The sequence below is a fragment of the Phyllobacterium sp. GQ127 genome, assembly GCF_059758635.1.
The window spans coordinates 165964-179921 of record NZ_JCAXDZ010000006.1; the positions used below are offsets into that span (position 1 = coordinate 165964).

Sequence of the window (13958 nt, forward strand, 5' to 3'; positions counted from 1 at the left end):
CGAATGTGGTCCCATCAGATCGAATGGGAGATTGTCATGCTGTCCTATACAATAATCCAAAAGTCATTGCAGCCAAGATGGGAAGGCGATGGTTCCGTTGTTCAACCGAATTACGGCTTTACTCACCCGCATCAGATCTCGTTTTATGCGCCGGGCTCGGAGATCTACGCCCAAGGCGAAAAGGCAGGAACCATATACCAGGTCGAGTTTGGTGCTGTGCGCGTATATCGATTGCTCGCAGACGGGCGGAGGCAGATCAGTGCATTTTATCTAGCGGGCGAAATCTTCGGTCTCGAAGCAGATGAAAACCACCATTTTTATGCAGAAGCCATAACAGGTACGAACCTGCGTCTTTTTCCTCGCTGGAAACTGAACGATATTTCTCAGGAAATGTTTTCACTGACATTGCGCAGTCTCACACGCGCCCAGGAACATCTGCTCGTTCTTGGCCGTCAGACGGCGGCCGAGCGGGTGGCAGCATTCTTACTCGATCTGGCCGAGCGCCAAGGCGGTCTGGAACTGGTGGATATGCCGATGTCGCGGATGGACATCGGCGATTATCTGGGTCTGACCATCGAAACCGTCTCACGTGTATTTTCAAGATTGAAAGACAAGGGAATAATCGCACTGCCAACTCTAAGAAGTGCTGAAATAAAAAAATGGAATGCGCTTCGCTCCATGAGTGAGTGAGCAAAGGAATAACCGGCGGAAGACTATGAAATCCTATTTACGACGGCTGACAGGACAGGCAAGAAACGAAGCCGCTGACCGGCACTTGGCATACATTCTTACATTCGTCGCTGGCGCTGCGAATGCCGGCGGCTTCCTGGCAGTCAAGCAATACACCTCGCACATGTCAGGCATTGTTTCTTCTGTCGCCGATAGCGTTGCTCTGGGCGACGTTAAATTTGCACTTGCCGGCTTGGGCGCTTTTTCGTCTTTTGTCGCTGGCGCGATCGTGTCGGCCATACTTGTCAACTGGGGAAAGCGACATTCTCGTCAGAGCATATATGCTTTTCCAATTGCGGTAGAAGCTATCCTGTTGCTTTGCTTTGGCGTCATGGGCAGCAATCTTTCCCGACACGAATGGCTCTTTGTTCCTGCGACCGTGGCAATCCTTTGCTTTATTATGGGCCTGCAAAACGCTGTCATTACCAAGCTCTCCAACGCTCGCATCCGGACGACGCACGTAACGGGAATGACCACGGATATGGGAATTGAACTGGGCAAGCTCTTCTATTGGAACATTGTGCGCAATGACATTGCCAAGCAATTGGTACGCGCTGACCGGGCAAAGCTTAAAGTTCATTCACTCTTGGTGTTCTTGTTCTTTGCAGGAGGTGTACTCGGCGCATTCGGCTTCAGCTTGGCTGGCTTTGGTGCGACGATAATTCTTGCCATTGTCCTTTTCGCGACAACGGCTGTGCCACTACTGGACGATGTGAAACAATCGTTTGCCAAAACTCCCACCAGATGAACATCGGCTTGCCTCTGATTGATCGAGATCAATGCACACAAGCAAATCGGAATCGACACTTGAAGATCAAATAGACAATATTCACCCCAACAGAGACGTGATCAATGCAAAATCCCCGACTGCATTTCCATGGAGCGGCGCACGGTGTCACCGGGTCATGTTTCGAAATTCAACTGCAGGATGTCCGCATCCTTATTGATTGCGGAATGTTTCAGGGTTCGAAATCCGAGCGAGCATTGAATTATGAACCGTTTCCCTTTGAGCCTTCGGCAGTCAACGCCGTCGTACTCACTCACGCACACATCGATCACAGCGGCCTCCTGCCCAAACTCGTCAAACATGGCTTCAACGGTCCCGTATTTGCCACGTTGGCGACGGTAGATCTATGTTCGGTTATGTTGCCGGACTCGGCTCATATTCAGGAAACGGAAGTCGAACAATTGAACCGGCGCAACGTCCGCAGGGGCAAGCAGACTGTTTTACCGATTTATACACAGGACGATGCGGCTACCTGCATGCCTCTTTTTCGTCCCCACGAATACCTTCATTGGTTCACGGTTGTGGATGGCGTCAGGGCCCGTTTCTGGAATGCTGGTCATCTTTTGGGATCGGCTTCGGCAGAGCTCGAAATAACGACGGACGGTGGCCAGATATTGCGTTTGCTTTTCTCTGGCGACATCGGGCCTGACCACAAGCTTTTGCAGTTCAAACCAGAGGGTCCAACCGCGTTGGATTATCTTGTCTGCGAATCTACCTATGGTGATCGTGACCGCGGCGATGTCACTCCGGACCAGCGGCGCGCAATGTTGCGAGATGAAGTGCTGGGGGCATCAAAAGCCGGGGGACCGCTTGTGATCCCCTCTTTCGCCGTGGAACGCACCCAGGAATTGCTCGTAGACTTGTTTCTGCTCATGAAAGCCGGGGACATTCCAACAATGCCAGTCTTTGTCGACTCACCTTTGGCAACACGTGCATCCGAAATTTTCGAGCGACATGCACGGGAGATTGAGAATGGAGCCGCTCTGCTGCAAGCCCTTGCCGCTTCAAACGTTCGTTTCACTGAAACCGTGGAGCAGAGCAAGGCGATCAATAAGATAAATGGCAATTTCATTGTCATAGCGGCGAGTGGCATGTGCGATGCGGGACGCATCCGGCATCACCTCAAAGCCCACCTGTGGCGGCGGGAAGCCACTTTGCTGCTTGTCGGATTTCAAGCCCAGGGCTCGTTGGGCCGGATACTGCTTGACGGAGCAACTCGGGTCAGAATTCAAGGCGACGAAATAGAGGTTAAGGCAAGGGTTCGCCAACTTGACCTCTATTCTGGCCACGCTGATGCGTCGGAACTTCAACGCTGGGTGCAAGAGCGGTTTCCGATCAAGCATCAGATTTTCCTCACACACGGTGAAGAAAGCGGTCTTAAAGCACTAGAGGAGCGCCTCAAATCCCTGTTTCCCATGACAACGATTGCCGCACCTATGTTGGACGAAACATATGAACTGACACATGACGGAGCGCACCGTGTCAATACGTCTCGTGCCCCTCGCCTGCATCCGGCCGACATCGCTCATCTCGACTGGCACAACGATCTTTCGCGCCTGCTGTTGGATATCAGCCGGGTAGTGAGCGAAGAGGCGGACGAGCGAGGAAGGGCAGCGACAATTCGCCGTCTCAGGCGTGCCATGGAAGCTGCCGCTGAGGGCGAAAAATAGCTGTTCTGTACGCCTGCTCAGCCCACGGTCAGCAGATCTTCAACCGCTCTAACGCCAGGAGCAGACCACGCTGCCCGTGTAGCTAGATTGCGATCCGTCCAAGCCTCCACGTGTCCTTCAATTCTGAGAAGACCCGCTGCTTGCCGCCTTGTACCGCCGTTTCTACTACCCCTTACGCCCATTCTATTGTTTAGCTGGCGACAACCGCGTCCAGCTCGGCCTTAACTACATTGATGTGCGCGTTGAGTGCATCGGCCTAAGATTCCAACACTGCGAGTGTCAGTCGCTGACAATCTTACGCTTCTCTTCCACACTAATGAGTGTAAGCTGATCGGTCGAAGCTGACCTCATCGCCTTCGTCGAGCGTGGCGGCCAGCGCATTGAAAATAACCTGCTTTCCACCTGTTCCGACTGTAATCTGGTTCAACTCATAGGTTAGTACGTTCTCACGGGCGAACTTATTGATGATCGCCTGCTTAAGTGCGGGCGTGCCGTCCACATCGGTATATTTTGTCTGACCCTTGGTGATTGCCTCGACGGCAGCAGCCTTCAAGTGGTCAGGCGTATCAAAGTCCGGCTCGCCCTGCGAAAGACCGATGATGCATTTGCCAGCGCGGCGCAACTCGTTAGCCAGCCTTGTGATTGCGATTGTGGGAGAGGACCGAACGGCAGAAAGGCTTTGTGACAGCCATCCCGCTCCGGTCTCGGTGTTGAATGTGTGAGCGTTTGACATAGTGATCTCCGAATGCTGAAACTAAGGTACAATGTTCAGAAAATCTGTCTTTCAGCTCACGTCAATTACGACTTACGTTACCTGAAATGCTGGCGCACCGTCTCGATGGCGATATCCAGATTGTGAACCTCAAGTGCATTCGGGCTTCCTCTGAATTTTCAGCCCCGCCAATCTTGTCACAAATGGCGATCCCGCCCGCTGCGTTTGGAAAACTTCCTACCAAAAGAATTATCGACGTTTTTGGCAGGCTTGAAAGCAGCAACAATTCCGTGTAGAAATCTAGAAATAACGCTATTTTTCTAGATGGAATGCACCACAGATGAGCCTCAGCATCAAAGATCCGGAAGCCCACCGCCTGGCGCAGGCGATTTCTCACGCCACGGGGGAAAGCATGACCCGCGTCGTCACCGAGGCGCTACGCGAGCGGTTCGCCAAGATCGAACGGCAAAAGGGCCGGGCCAGCGTCGAGGAGCTCCTAGCGATCGCCGATCGTGCCGCAGCGCACGTCAAGCGCCCCTATGTCGATCATGCCGAATTCCTTTATGACAAGAACGGCCTGCCGAAATGATCGTCGATACCTCGGCTCTGGTCGCAATCCTCTATCTTGAGCCCGAGGCGGCGAGCTTCGTTAAGATCATCCATGACACTGAGGTCACCCGGATCAGCGTCGCCAATTACGTCGAGTTGGCTATGGTGGTGGAGGGCCAACTCGGGGCCGATGGCATGCGTCAGGCCGAAGCCTTCTTCCGGCGCGCCGGCATCATCGTGGAGCCTGTGACACTGGAGCATGGCGAACTGGCCCGACAGGCTTTCCTTGATTTCGGCAAGGGCCGTCACAAGGCCGGCCTCAACTTCGGCGACTGCTTCGCCTATGCTCTGGCGAAAGCCTCGGGCGAACCGCTGCTGTTCAAAGGCAACGACTTCTCGCAAACCGACGTTCACGCGGCCTGACGGCCGACGATTCACAACCAACCGACTACAATTCGCTAACCCCTTCTGCTCTAAGTGCGCCTCCTCCCCTGCCGACCCATTTGCAGAATCTGACCGAGCGTGCCCGTGATTATGTCGAGGCGCGAGCTCCGCCAATACTCGCAAGGTTTATGCGTCCGACTGGAAACACTTCTCGGCTTGTGCCGGCGTTCGAACCTGCGTCCCCTCCTCGCTGATCCCCAAGTCGTTGGGCTCTACATTACGGCATGCGCGACCGGCACTGCATGAAACCGTAGTCGGTGTCGAACCATCGAGCGGCGCGTCTCTCTTAGCGGCCATCGAACGTCAATACCGTGCCGGTGATATAGACGGTGCGTCGGCCGGAAAGAGAACGGCATTGGCGATCTCGCTGGGCTCGCCCAGCCTCCCATTGGCGTCATGCGCATGCAGGTTCCGAACCATTCCTCCTTGCTGCGCCCCTTGAGCGTCAGTTCGGTGCCGACATAGCCGGGCGCGACAGCGTTGACGCGCACGCCCTGTAAGCCGCGGCCACACCGGACGCTCGCTGACATCGTCGGCCAAGACCCCCACCGACCTTAAGGCGCACTGCTGACGACAAACATCGACTTGGACGAAGGCACCTGCTCGCTTGCCCTGCTTGAGGCGACCTCAGAGTTCTTCGGCCTCACACTGCAGCAGACCCGCGCAATCATATCGGCCAGGTTTCGCTCCAGCCTTGGCAGGTAGGCGTGATCGTCACGCGTGGTCTCGTTCTGGAACCGTAAGGAGGTTGATCACGGAGAAGCTGAAGCTTTGGCGCGATTCTCGATGAAAAGCCGATCAAGGCGATGATTGAGTTACCCGTGCCACTACACAGGAATCTCGTTGCTTATACCTCACCAGGTCGCCCGGGTTCCTGATCTCTCGCTTCAACGTGGAAAATCAGTCTGCCCTGCCCCATTATTCAGTGGGGCAGCGACCGGCCCAAGCCTGAACTGTTGGTCACGCCCCCCAATGTCACAAAGCGCTTTCTCTGCCGCGAGACATTGGCGGCCACGTCGCAAAATCCGTTGCAGTGTGTCAACTGGTCCCGCACGAGGCAACCGTAAGCTTACCCGGCGTATCTGTCTGAGGTTGCTCGCGATCACCTATTGAAGGTTTGGAGGCAGAGTGCGTGACGAGATGGCAGGGAATAATCAGCCTCCTTGGCGTATTGTTCACGCGTTCTTCAAGATTGCCGAGAATCGGGGGTCGAAAGCGCGTGCAATGGGTTCAGCTGCGGCACCTATTGCAGCAGACCAAGGATCGGCAAGTCCAGCTTGCAGTCGCGGCTGCGGATGGCGGTTTGTCCGATCAGCAATGGATGGTAGTAAGGGCTCGATTTTTTCAACAAGCCGGTCAATCAGAATTCGGGGAGCGCCACCGCACAGGATAACTGTTTGCGGATCGAAAACGAGTTCGAGTATCTGGACCGCGCGCCGCAACCGTTCCGCTACATCATCCATCCACTTTTCAAGTTTTGACCCGCCCTGATGCACTGCGTCGGTCACCATTGCAAACAGATCAGGCGCAGATGGATCAAGTTCCAGTAATTTGCACAATGCCGCCATCGAAGCATAGTGCTCCAGTGGCTCGACATCGGCACCATCTCCCGGCACCAAGGTCAGCATCATGCCGATCTCTCCGGCGTTGGAATGGGCGCCTCCGTAAAGCTCGCCGTTGAGAATGAGACCCGTACCCAAGCCATAACCGAAATAAATGCAGATGGCATGGTCAAGTCCATGTGCTGCGCCGAGTAACCGCTCCGCTGTCGCCGCCGCCGAAGCGTCATTTTGTAACGCAACCTCAAGCCCCGTACCTTCGGCGATACGTTCTACAAGTGGAAAGTTCTGCCAGGCGGTCATCATCCATGGATCGTCATAGAGCGTGTTAATGCCAAAAGGTCCGGGCATGGCAATCCCAAGCCCGACAAGGCGATCTTCACCGCCGGAAACCTGTTCGGCTAACATTGTTCTTGCCCGTGCTACAAGATCAAGCACCACGACGACACCTACCTCCGGTCCCCCTGACGGGAGCATTGCCTCGATTTGAACCAGCACATCACCAACCAGGTTGACGATAACAGTGCGCGTTACATGTCGGTCAATCTGGAGGCCGATTGCAAAGGCTCCTTCGGGTACCAGTTGATAGGGTGTTGCCGGCTGCCCTCTGCCCTTTCGGATACTGGCTTGCGAGCGTACCAGACCCTCACCGGCCAGCTCTTCGATAATGTTGGACACTGTCTGGGGTGTCAGCCCGGTCGCCCTCGCCAAGTCGGCACGAGACAAGGCTCCGTTAATCCGTAGCGCATCAATCATGATACGTCGATTATGCGCGCTTGCTCCACCAAGATTGGTGCCGCTTTTGGCTCTTATCGTTGGTCTGTCATCCATGTCCAAGCCCTCTTGACAGCAGCAGAATATTGATCGACTAATAAGTCAAGAGAATTGATTTAATAGTCGACCGAAAGAGTCGCCGAAAAATCGTCTCCAGGGGAACGTGAGCAAAAGCTCTCGATCTGTAGCGATCACCGAGCACTGTCCATACCGGTCAGCGTTCAGAACTGCCAGAGCTAAACAGGAGGTAAGAATGTTGAAATCCGTCACGACCGCGCTTTTAGGCGCAACGCTGCTGGCGGCGGCGCTGTCCGCACCCGCTCACGCTCAAACCAAGATCAATGCCTTGTTCATGGCACAGGCCGCTTACAGCGAAGCTGATGTGCGCGCCATGACAGAGTCTTTCACAAAGGCGAATCCGGATATATCGGTCAATCTTGAATTCGTTCCATACGAGGGCTTGCATGACAAGACTGTCCTCGCACAGGGATCGGGTGGCGGCTATGACGTTGTATTGTTCGACGTTATCTGGCCTGCTGAATATGCAACGAACAAAGTATTGCTCGATGTGTCGGACAAGATCACTCCCGAGATGAAATCAGGCGTTCTTCCCGGTGCATGGACGACTGTCGAATATGAAGGCAAGCGCTATGGTCTGCCATGGATACTCGACACCAAATATCTGTTCTACAACAAGGAAATTCTACAAAAAGCCGGTATCGCGAACCCGCCCAGGACTTGGGCCGAGCTTTCCGAGCAGGCCAAGATCATCAAGGATAAGGGTCTGCTCTCAACGCCGATAGCCTGGAGTTGGTCTCAGGCCGAAGCTGCGATTTGTGATTACACGACGCTGGTCAGCGCCTATGGCGGCAGTTTTATCAAGGATGGCAAACCGGTATTCCAGACAGGTGGCGGCCTTGATGCGCTCAACTACATGGTTGAAAGCTACAAGTCAGGCCTGACAAACCCCAACTCGAAGGAATTTCTCGAAGAAGATGTCCGGCGCGTGTTCCAGAATGGCGAAGCTGCCTTCGCCTTGAACTGGACTTATATGTACAACATGGCCAACAATCCAAAGGACAGCAAAGTTGCAGGCAAGGTGGGAGTCGTTCCGGCTCCCGGCGTAGAAGGAAAAAGCACGGTCTCGGCAGTTAACGGCTCGATGGGTCTCGGGATTACCTCGACCAGCAAACAGCCTAATGAGGCGTGGAAGTACATTACTTTCATGACTTCCCAGGCGACGCAAAACCAATATGCCAAGCTCAGCTTGCCAATTTGGACATCGTCTTATGACGACCCGGCTGTTTCGAAAGGTCAGGAAGAACTGATCGCGGCCGCCAAGACCGGTTTGGCTGCCATGTATCCGCGCCCGACAACACCAAAATATCAGGAACTGTCGACGGCATTGCAGCAAGCAGTTCAAGAATCACTGTTGGGCCAAGAAGCGCCGGAAGCAGCGCTGAAAACGGCGGCTGAAAACAGCGGATTATGATTTGATTGGAAAGGCGGCCGCGTTGTCTGCCGCCGTTCCCTCATTCATTATAATATATTGATGATGTGACGGGCAATATTTCATGACGAACAATTGGATTACGACCCGGGCATGGCTGCTTATGCTGCCGCTGCTTGTCGTCATGATAGCGGTTATTGGCTGGCCGCTGATCGATACGATCCGGCTATCCTTTACCGATGCAAAGCTGGTAGGAACCCAAGGCAGTTTTGTTGGGCTGGACAATTATGTGAAGGTCCTTTCCGGTTCAAATTTCCAGCGTTCACTCCTGACAACTTTTTGGTTTGCGGTTCTTTCCGTCTCCGCAGAGATGGTGATCGGGGTCTTGGCGGCATTGCTTCTCAATCAACGTTTCTACGGCCGCTCGGTCTTGCGTGCACTGATGATTTTACCCTGGGCCTTGCCAACTGTCGTCAACGCCACCTTGTGGCGCCTGATATACAACCCCGAATATGGAGCACTGAATGCACTCCTCGTGCAAATAGGGATGCTTGATTCCTATCGCTCATGGCTCGGCGAACCCGGGACAGCACTGGCATCGCTGATTCTTGCCGATTGCTGGAAAAACTTCCCGCTGGTTGCCCTAATTGCTCTTGCCGCTCTTCAGGCTGTGCCCCGCGATATTACGGCAGCTTCCATGGTCGATGGCGCAGGAGTCTGGTCACGTTTCAGATTTGTCACCCTGCCCTATCTGGCCGGCCCACTTATGGTTGCATTGGTGTTGCGGACCATCGAAGCTTTCAAGGTTTTTGATATTATCTGGGTCATGACCCGTGGCGGTCCTGCTAACAGCACCCGCACCCTGTCCATCCTCGTCTATCAGGAAGCATTCTCGTTCCAGCGAGCCGGATCAGGCGCATCATTGGCATTAATTGTCACCTTGCTGGTGACGGTGCTTGCCGTCGCCTATGCAGCTCTTATTCGCAAAACCGCAGGAGCGTCATGATGGAGCGTCAAAGCCTCACCCTGACCATTTTCGTTCATATTGCGGCACTGGTTTTGGCTATCGTCATTCTTGCGCCAGTTGCCTGGTTGTTTGTTATGAGCATTTCCTCAACACCTGACCTGCTCGCAAAACCATTGCATTGGTGGCCTGATACTGTCGATCTTTCGCGATATGGTGTGCTGCTTTCTTCTGTTGCAAACAGTGCGGGTGAAGCATTTGTCGCCTCTCTTTTCAACAGCCTCAAGGTTGCAGGCATGGCGACTATAGCAGCGCTAGCCATTGCCGTTCCGGCGGCATGGGCAGTCTCGCGAACACCTGCGGTTGGCTGGTCCCTTTATGCGGTCATTGCCACCTACATGCTTCCGCCGGTTGCTCTTGCAGTTCCGCTTTACATGGCTCTTGCCTGGTGGGGCTTACTCAACAATGTCTTCGGACTCGCCCTCGTCTATCTGACGATCCTGGCACCTTTCACCACATGGCTGTTAAAATCAGGTTTTGACTCTATCCCGCGAGAAATCGAAAGCGCAGCGGTTATGGATGGAGCGCGGCTGGATCAGATATTACGCCTCATTACTCTGCCCCTGGCGGCACCGGTTATGGCCACTGCCGCTCTGTTTGCGTTTCTGCTTGCGTGGGATGAGTTCTTTTATGCGTTGCTTTTCACCTCTGATCAGCGCGCCAAGACATTGACCGTGGCTATTGCCGATCTGGCTGGCGGTCGCGTGTCGGATTACGGTTTGATTGCAACTGCGGGCGTACTGGCTGCCCTCCCCCCGCTGTTGATCGGTCTGTTCATGCAGCGTGCTCTAATTTCGGGCCTCACAAGTGGCGGCGTTAAAGGATGAATATGCTTTCTGAAACTACAAAGCCCGACGGACTTGTCGCTATTGAAAAAGAAATGGCACGGCAGAATGCAGACGCCTTGGCTTCCTTTGAAAACGCCTCGACTTTGGCAGCTGTAATTGCACAGTCATTGCGCAAGACCCGGCAGTTACTGCTGTTCGGCATGGGCGGTTCGCATGCGGTCGGTCGTGCAGTTGAGCCATTTTACCGAAGCCTCGGTATTGATGCGATTGCGGTTCCTTTGTCCGAACAACTGGGTCAGCCACTGTCGACAGATGGCAAAACAATTATTGTCACGTCTCAGTCAGGTGAAAGTGCCGAAGTTTTGCGTTGGTTCGGTGAGACAGGCATTCGAGCTGATACGTTCGGTCTGACGCTGGAAGAAGGGTCGACGCTGGCGCGGACAATTCCTTCCCTCATAGGTGCTGGCGGAACTGAAAAGGCATTTGCTGCGACGCGCAGTCTGACCATAAGCTTTGCGTTGCACCTCGCGATCATCAATGCGTTGGGAGAAAACACGGCGGAAGCCTTGCGGATCCTGGGATCGTCTGACGTTACCCAAGTCAAAGAAGCGATTTCCGCTTTTTCCAATGTGAGGGCGATCGTCACATCCGGGCGGCGAATGCAGGGTGTGGCCGAAGCCATAGCGCTGGGTCTTACCGAGTTGTCGCGTATTCCTTGTTTCTCGCTGGAAGGCGGTCAATTGCGACACGGGCCAATGGAGATGCTCGGACCAGATGTTGGCGTTGTTCTGTTTCGAGCCAAGGACGGAACGGCGGAACTCGTCAGCCGCATGGCGCTCTCGGCGCTCGAGGCCGGATCGCCGGTTATTGTGTTTGATGCATCGGATGAAGAGCCGATCAAAGAGGCGGTAATGATTGATGTCGGTGCCGCATCAGGTATTGCCGCTGTTTTTGCACTTCTGCCCGCTGCGCAACATTTCATGCTCGGCTTTGCCGGTTCGCGCGTAAAGGACCTTGGAACGCCTGTACGTTCCACCAAAATTACGCGGAGTGAATAATATGGCGCTGCGGCCTCTTGCCATTATCGGTAATGTCAATGTTGACCTCATACTGGGGCCTGCCGAACCTTGGCCACAGCCAGGTACGGAGATCATGGTCGATCACGATGAGCTTCGGGTCGGCGGATCGGCTGGCAATGCGGCTTTGGCTTTGCTGGGTTTGGGCGTTGAGTGCCAGATCGCCGCCAATGTTGGCGATGATCAGTTCGGCGAATGGTTGCGGCAGGCATTCAACGACCATGCCGTGCATTGGCCCGTGTGCCGGACCGGAACAACTCTTTCCGTCGGGATCACTCATCCCAATGGCGAACGCACATTCTTCACAACCAAAGGCCACATTGCGCACTTGTCGTGGACAGACGTGCACAAAATGCTTGATCCGAAGCTTCTGGAAGGTGGCACTGCAATCCTGTGCGGCTCGTTCCTGACCGGCATACTTGCAAATGATTATGATGCCCTGTTTGACTGGGCAGAAACGCATAATATCAAGATCGCTCTTGATACAGGCTGGCCTATAGACGGATGGACAGAGGAAAATCGTTCGCGCACACGACATTGGCTAAGCCGCTGTCATATCGCCTTGTTTAATGAGGTGGAAACCATCTCCCTTACCCACGCGACCGATGTAATTGAAGCTGCGCACAAGCTGAAGGCATTGATGCCGGACGATGCAATTGTTGTGGTCAAACGTGGCCCGGAAGGGGCGCTTGCCATAGGACCGGACAATATTGTTGTCTCGGCGCAAGCCCCTTCTGTCGCCGTCGTCGACACGATCGGTGCCGGGGATGTTTTCAATGCTGGCTTCGTTGCCGCACAAGCCAGCGGCCAGAGCATTGAAGAAAGCCTGCGCGCTGGTGTGCGTATCGCAACCATGGCCATATCCACTGTGCCTCGCCGTTATGATGGTGAAGATCTTCAAATCGTTTCGGGGAAAGAGTCATGAGCGCGCTTGAACTAGTTGATATTCGCAAACGCTATGGGAACATCGAAACTTTAAAAGGGATTGATCTGTCACTTGCCGATGGCGAGTTTCTCGTGCTGCTGGGTTCTTCAGGTTGTGGCAAGTCCACGCTGCTCAATATTATCGCTGGACTGGCCGAGGCTACGGTCGGTGATGTGCGCATTGGTGACCGCTCTGTAACCGGAATTCATCCGAAGAACCGGGATATAGCGATGGTGTTCCAGTCTTATGCGCTTTACCCGAATATGTCGGTGGCCCGAAATATTGGCTTTGGTCTGGAAATGCGCAAAGTTTCCGAAGCCGACCGCAATGTCGCGGTGCAAAAAACGGCAAGGATACTTCAGATTGAGAATTTGCTGGCGCGCAAACCGTCCGAACTGTCCGGTGGTCAGCGCCAGCGTGTTGCCATTGGGCGTGCGCTTGTGCGCGATCCGCAAATATTCCTGTTTGACGAGCCGCTTTCAAATCTCGATGCGAAATTGCGGATGGAAATGCGAACCGAACTGAAGCGTTTGCATCAGATGCTTGGAACCACGATTGTCTATGTGACGCACGATCAGATTGAGGCCATGACACTGGCAACGCGCATCGCGGTTATGCGCGATGGTCAAATCGAACAGCTGGCCACGCCGGATGAAATTTATAATCGCCCCGCTACGCGTTATGTGGCAAGTTTCGTCGGCTCTCCACCAATGAATATGCTGGATTCCACTTTCTCCGATGGATTTGCTCATATTGACGGGACACTGAGCAGTATTCCCCTCCCCGCGCATCTTCACAAGGCCGCCGCTGAAGCGCGGAACATTACAGTTGGCGTCCGTCCCGAGGGTCTGACGCTTGCGCAGGTCGGGGTCACGAATTTTGGTATAGATGCAAAGATTGAAGTGGTCGAACTGACAGGGCCGGAACTTGTTGTCACTGCCACCATTGGCACGCAACGTCTTACCGCCAGTCTGCCCCCTCGATCGCAGGTGACAGTGGGGGCCATGCAACGCTTTGCCATCGATCCCGACGCTCTGCATGTGTTCGACAAATCGACAGAAAAGCGAATTTAAATGCTTGGCCGACTGAGAACATATGCAGCGCTGGCAATAAAAAATATAGCGACGAACCCTGCCAATAATGGTGACGGCCGGGCAAAAAAATAAAATGAAGCATAACCAAAGGCCATGCCGCCGCACGCAATCCACTTGATCCGCATTGGTATGGCGCCACGTTCTCGCCAATTGACCAATGTCGGCCCAAAGACGGGATGCTCTAGCAGCCATTTCTCAAAACGCGGCGATGATTGCCCAAAACACCAGGCGGCCAAAATCAGGAAGATTGTTGTGGGCATTACTGGAAGAAGCAGACCTATGAAACCGAGCGCGACCATTAGCCAGCCGAGCGCGAAATAAACTGTCCGCTTCGCCTTGTTCATACCGCCTGCTTTCCACGCGCTGTTTATTGTAGA

15 protein-coding genes and 3 pseudogenes are annotated in these 13958 nt (G+C 54.2%); 13 read left to right on the forward strand and 5 right to left on the reverse strand.

Annotated elements, in window-relative coordinates:
• Positions 1 to 3: 3 nt before the first annotated feature.
• The 3 genes and pseudogenes from AC6CHM_RS20140 to AC6CHM_RS20150 all read left to right on the forward strand — a co-directional run bounded on the left by AC6CHM_RS20140 (position 4) and on the right by AC6CHM_RS20150 (position 3186).
• Complete coding sequence (locus AC6CHM_RS20140) at positions 4 to 690, forward strand: helix-turn-helix domain-containing protein (RefSeq protein WP_498174388.1); 687 nt, start codon at positions 4 to 6, stop codon at positions 688 to 690.
• Between the two features lie 25 nt (positions 691 to 715).
• Positions 716 to 1447: pseudogene (locus AC6CHM_RS20145) on the forward strand (YoaK family protein); the annotation flags it as partial.
• A 134-nt stretch (positions 1448 to 1581) separates the two neighbouring features.
• Complete coding sequence (locus AC6CHM_RS20150) at positions 1582 to 3186, forward strand: MBL fold metallo-hydrolase RNA specificity domain-containing protein (protein ID WP_498174390.1); 1605 nt, start codon at positions 1582 to 1584, stop codon at positions 3184 to 3186.
• Positions 3187 to 3203: 17 nt separating this feature from the next.
• On the opposite strand, the pseudogene AC6CHM_RS20155 reads toward AC6CHM_RS20150, so the two are convergent.
• A pseudogene (locus AC6CHM_RS20155) lies at positions 3204 to 3308 on the reverse strand (BON domain-containing protein); the annotation flags it as partial.
• Between the two features lie 191 nt (positions 3309 to 3499).
• Positions 3500 to 3919 (reverse strand): aminotransferase class I/II-fold pyridoxal phosphate-dependent enzyme, encoded by a 420-nt coding sequence (locus tag AC6CHM_RS20160; RefSeq protein WP_498174392.1) that lies wholly within the window; start codon positions 3917 to 3919, stop codon positions 3500 to 3502.
• A 319-nt stretch (positions 3920 to 4238) separates the two neighbouring features.
• On the opposite strand from AC6CHM_RS20160, the gene AC6CHM_RS20165 reads away from it, so the two are divergent.
• The 3 genes and pseudogenes from AC6CHM_RS20165 to AC6CHM_RS20175 all read left to right on the forward strand — a co-directional run.
• The gene (locus tag AC6CHM_RS20165) at positions 4239 to 4487 is read left to right on the forward strand and encodes a type II toxin-antitoxin system VapB family antitoxin (RefSeq protein ID WP_307277867.1); all 249 of its coding nucleotides are present in this window, start codon (positions 4239 to 4241) and stop codon (positions 4485 to 4487) included.
• A complete protein-coding gene (locus AC6CHM_RS20170) occupies positions 4484 to 4870 on the forward strand; it encodes a type II toxin-antitoxin system VapC family toxin (protein ID WP_498174395.1) in 387 nt (128 codons plus the stop codon). The genes AC6CHM_RS20165 and AC6CHM_RS20170 overlap by 4 nt, the downstream gene beginning before the upstream one ends.
• Before the next feature lie 68 nt (positions 4871 to 4938).
• A pseudogene (locus AC6CHM_RS20175) lies at positions 4939 to 5134 on the forward strand (integrase); the annotation flags it as partial.
• Here the strand turns inward: AC6CHM_RS20175 and AC6CHM_RS20180 are convergent.
• Positions 5104 to 5421 carry a hypothetical protein gene (locus AC6CHM_RS20180; RefSeq protein WP_498174397.1) on the reverse strand — a complete coding sequence of 106 codons (318 nt, stop codon included), beginning with the start codon at positions 5419 to 5421 and terminating at the stop codon, positions 5104 to 5106. The pseudogene AC6CHM_RS20175 and the gene AC6CHM_RS20180 overlap by 31 nt on opposite strands.
• Before the next feature lie 249 nt (positions 5422 to 5670).
• On the opposite strand from AC6CHM_RS20180, the gene AC6CHM_RS20185 reads away from it, so the two are divergent.
• The gene (locus AC6CHM_RS20185; protein ID WP_370878713.1) at positions 5671 to 5769 is read left to right on the forward strand and encodes a DUF2274 domain-containing protein; all 99 of its coding nucleotides are present in this window, start codon (positions 5671 to 5673) and stop codon (positions 5767 to 5769) included.
• 297 nt (positions 5770 to 6066) lie between these two features.
• Here the strand turns inward: AC6CHM_RS20185 and AC6CHM_RS20190 are convergent, their stop codons facing one another.
• Positions 6067 to 7281 (reverse strand): ROK family protein, encoded by a 1215-nt coding sequence (locus tag AC6CHM_RS20190; RefSeq protein WP_498174399.1) that lies wholly within the window; start codon positions 7279 to 7281, stop codon positions 6067 to 6069.
• 196 nt (positions 7282 to 7477) lie between these two features.
• Between AC6CHM_RS20190 and AC6CHM_RS20195 the strand changes: the two genes are divergently transcribed.
• From AC6CHM_RS20195 to AC6CHM_RS20220, 6 genes are all read left to right on the forward strand, one after another.
• A complete protein-coding gene (locus tag AC6CHM_RS20195) occupies positions 7478 to 8716 on the forward strand; it encodes an extracellular solute-binding protein (protein WP_498174401.1) in 1239 nt (412 codons plus the stop codon).
• Positions 8717 to 8798: 82 nt separating this feature from the next.
• Positions 8799 to 9680 carry a carbohydrate ABC transporter permease gene (locus tag AC6CHM_RS20200; RefSeq protein ID WP_115053985.1) on the forward strand — a complete coding sequence of 294 codons (882 nt, stop codon included), beginning with the start codon at positions 8799 to 8801 and terminating at the stop codon, positions 9678 to 9680.
• Positions 9680 to 10525: a carbohydrate ABC transporter permease gene (locus AC6CHM_RS20205; protein ID WP_115053984.1), complete on the forward strand. Its 846-nt coding sequence runs from the start codon at positions 9680 to 9682 to the stop codon at positions 10523 to 10525. Before AC6CHM_RS20200 ends, AC6CHM_RS20205 begins: the two co-directional genes overlap by 1 nt.
• 2 nt (positions 10526 to 10527) lie before the next feature.
• Positions 10528 to 11544, forward strand: a complete 1017-nt coding sequence (locus tag AC6CHM_RS20210) for an SIS domain-containing protein (protein WP_115054101.1) — start codon at positions 10528 to 10530, stop codon at positions 11542 to 11544.
• 1 nt (position 11545) lies between these two features.
• A complete protein-coding gene (locus AC6CHM_RS20215; RefSeq protein WP_498174404.1) occupies positions 11546 to 12487 on the forward strand; it encodes a carbohydrate kinase family protein in 942 nt (313 codons plus the stop codon).
• Entirely contained in the window at positions 12484 to 13560 is a 1077-nt protein-coding gene (locus AC6CHM_RS20220) for an ABC transporter ATP-binding protein (protein WP_498174406.1), read from the forward strand. Before AC6CHM_RS20215 ends, AC6CHM_RS20220 begins: the two co-directional genes overlap by 4 nt.
• Here AC6CHM_RS20220 and AC6CHM_RS20225 read toward each other — a convergent pair.
• Complete coding sequence (locus AC6CHM_RS20225; protein ID WP_498174408.1) at positions 13557 to 13925, reverse strand: YbaN family protein; 369 nt, start codon at positions 13923 to 13925, stop codon at positions 13557 to 13559. The genes AC6CHM_RS20220 and AC6CHM_RS20225 overlap by 4 nt on opposite strands.
• Positions 13926 to 13958 lie beyond the last annotated feature (33 nt).

Excerpts from the sequence above, each read along its gene's own strand:
- AC6CHM_RS20160 (WP_498174392.1), bottom strand. The coding sequence starts at position 3,919 with ATGTCAAACGCTCACACATTCAACACCGAGACCGGAGCGGGATGGCTG.
- AC6CHM_RS20215 (WP_498174404.1), top strand. The coding sequence starts at position 11,546 with ATGGCGCTGCGGCCTCTTGCCATTATCGGTAATGTCAATGTTGACCTC.
- AC6CHM_RS20220 (WP_498174406.1), top strand. The coding sequence starts at position 12,484 with ATGAGCGCGCTTGAACTAGTTGATATTCGCAAACGCTATGGGAACATC.
- AC6CHM_RS20150 (WP_498174390.1), top strand. The coding sequence starts at position 1,582 with ATGCAAAATCCCCGACTGCATTTCCATGGAGCGGCGCACGGTGTCACC.
- AC6CHM_RS20210 (WP_115054101.1), top strand. The coding sequence starts at position 10,528 with ATGCTTTCTGAAACTACAAAGCCCGACGGACTTGTCGCTATTGAAAAA.
- AC6CHM_RS20170 (WP_498174395.1), top strand. The coding sequence starts at position 4,484 with ATGATCGTCGATACCTCGGCTCTGGTCGCAATCCTCTATCTTGAGCCC.
- AC6CHM_RS20190 (WP_498174399.1), bottom strand. The coding sequence starts at position 7,281 with ATGGATGACAGACCAACGATAAGAGCCAAAAGCGGCACCAATCTTGGT.
- AC6CHM_RS20195 (WP_498174401.1), top strand. The coding sequence starts at position 7,478 with ATGTTGAAATCCGTCACGACCGCGCTTTTAGGCGCAACGCTGCTGGCG.
- AC6CHM_RS20200 (WP_115053985.1), top strand. The coding sequence starts at position 8,799 with ATGACGAACAATTGGATTACGACCCGGGCATGGCTGCTTATGCTGCCG.
- AC6CHM_RS20140 (WP_498174388.1), top strand. The coding sequence starts at position 4 with ATGTGGTCCCATCAGATCGAATGGGAGATTGTCATGCTGTCCTATACA.
- AC6CHM_RS20165 (WP_307277867.1), top strand. The coding sequence starts at position 4,239 with ATGAGCCTCAGCATCAAAGATCCGGAAGCCCACCGCCTGGCGCAGGCG.
- AC6CHM_RS20205 (WP_115053984.1), top strand. The coding sequence starts at position 9,680 with ATGGAGCGTCAAAGCCTCACCCTGACCATTTTCGTTCATATTGCGGCA.
- AC6CHM_RS20225 (WP_498174408.1), bottom strand. The coding sequence starts at position 13,925 with ATGAACAAGGCGAAGCGGACAGTTTATTTCGCGCTCGGCTGGCTAATG.
- AC6CHM_RS20180 (WP_498174397.1), bottom strand. The coding sequence starts at position 5,421 with ATGTCAGCGAGCGTCCGGTGTGGCCGCGGCTTACAGGGCGTGCGCGTC.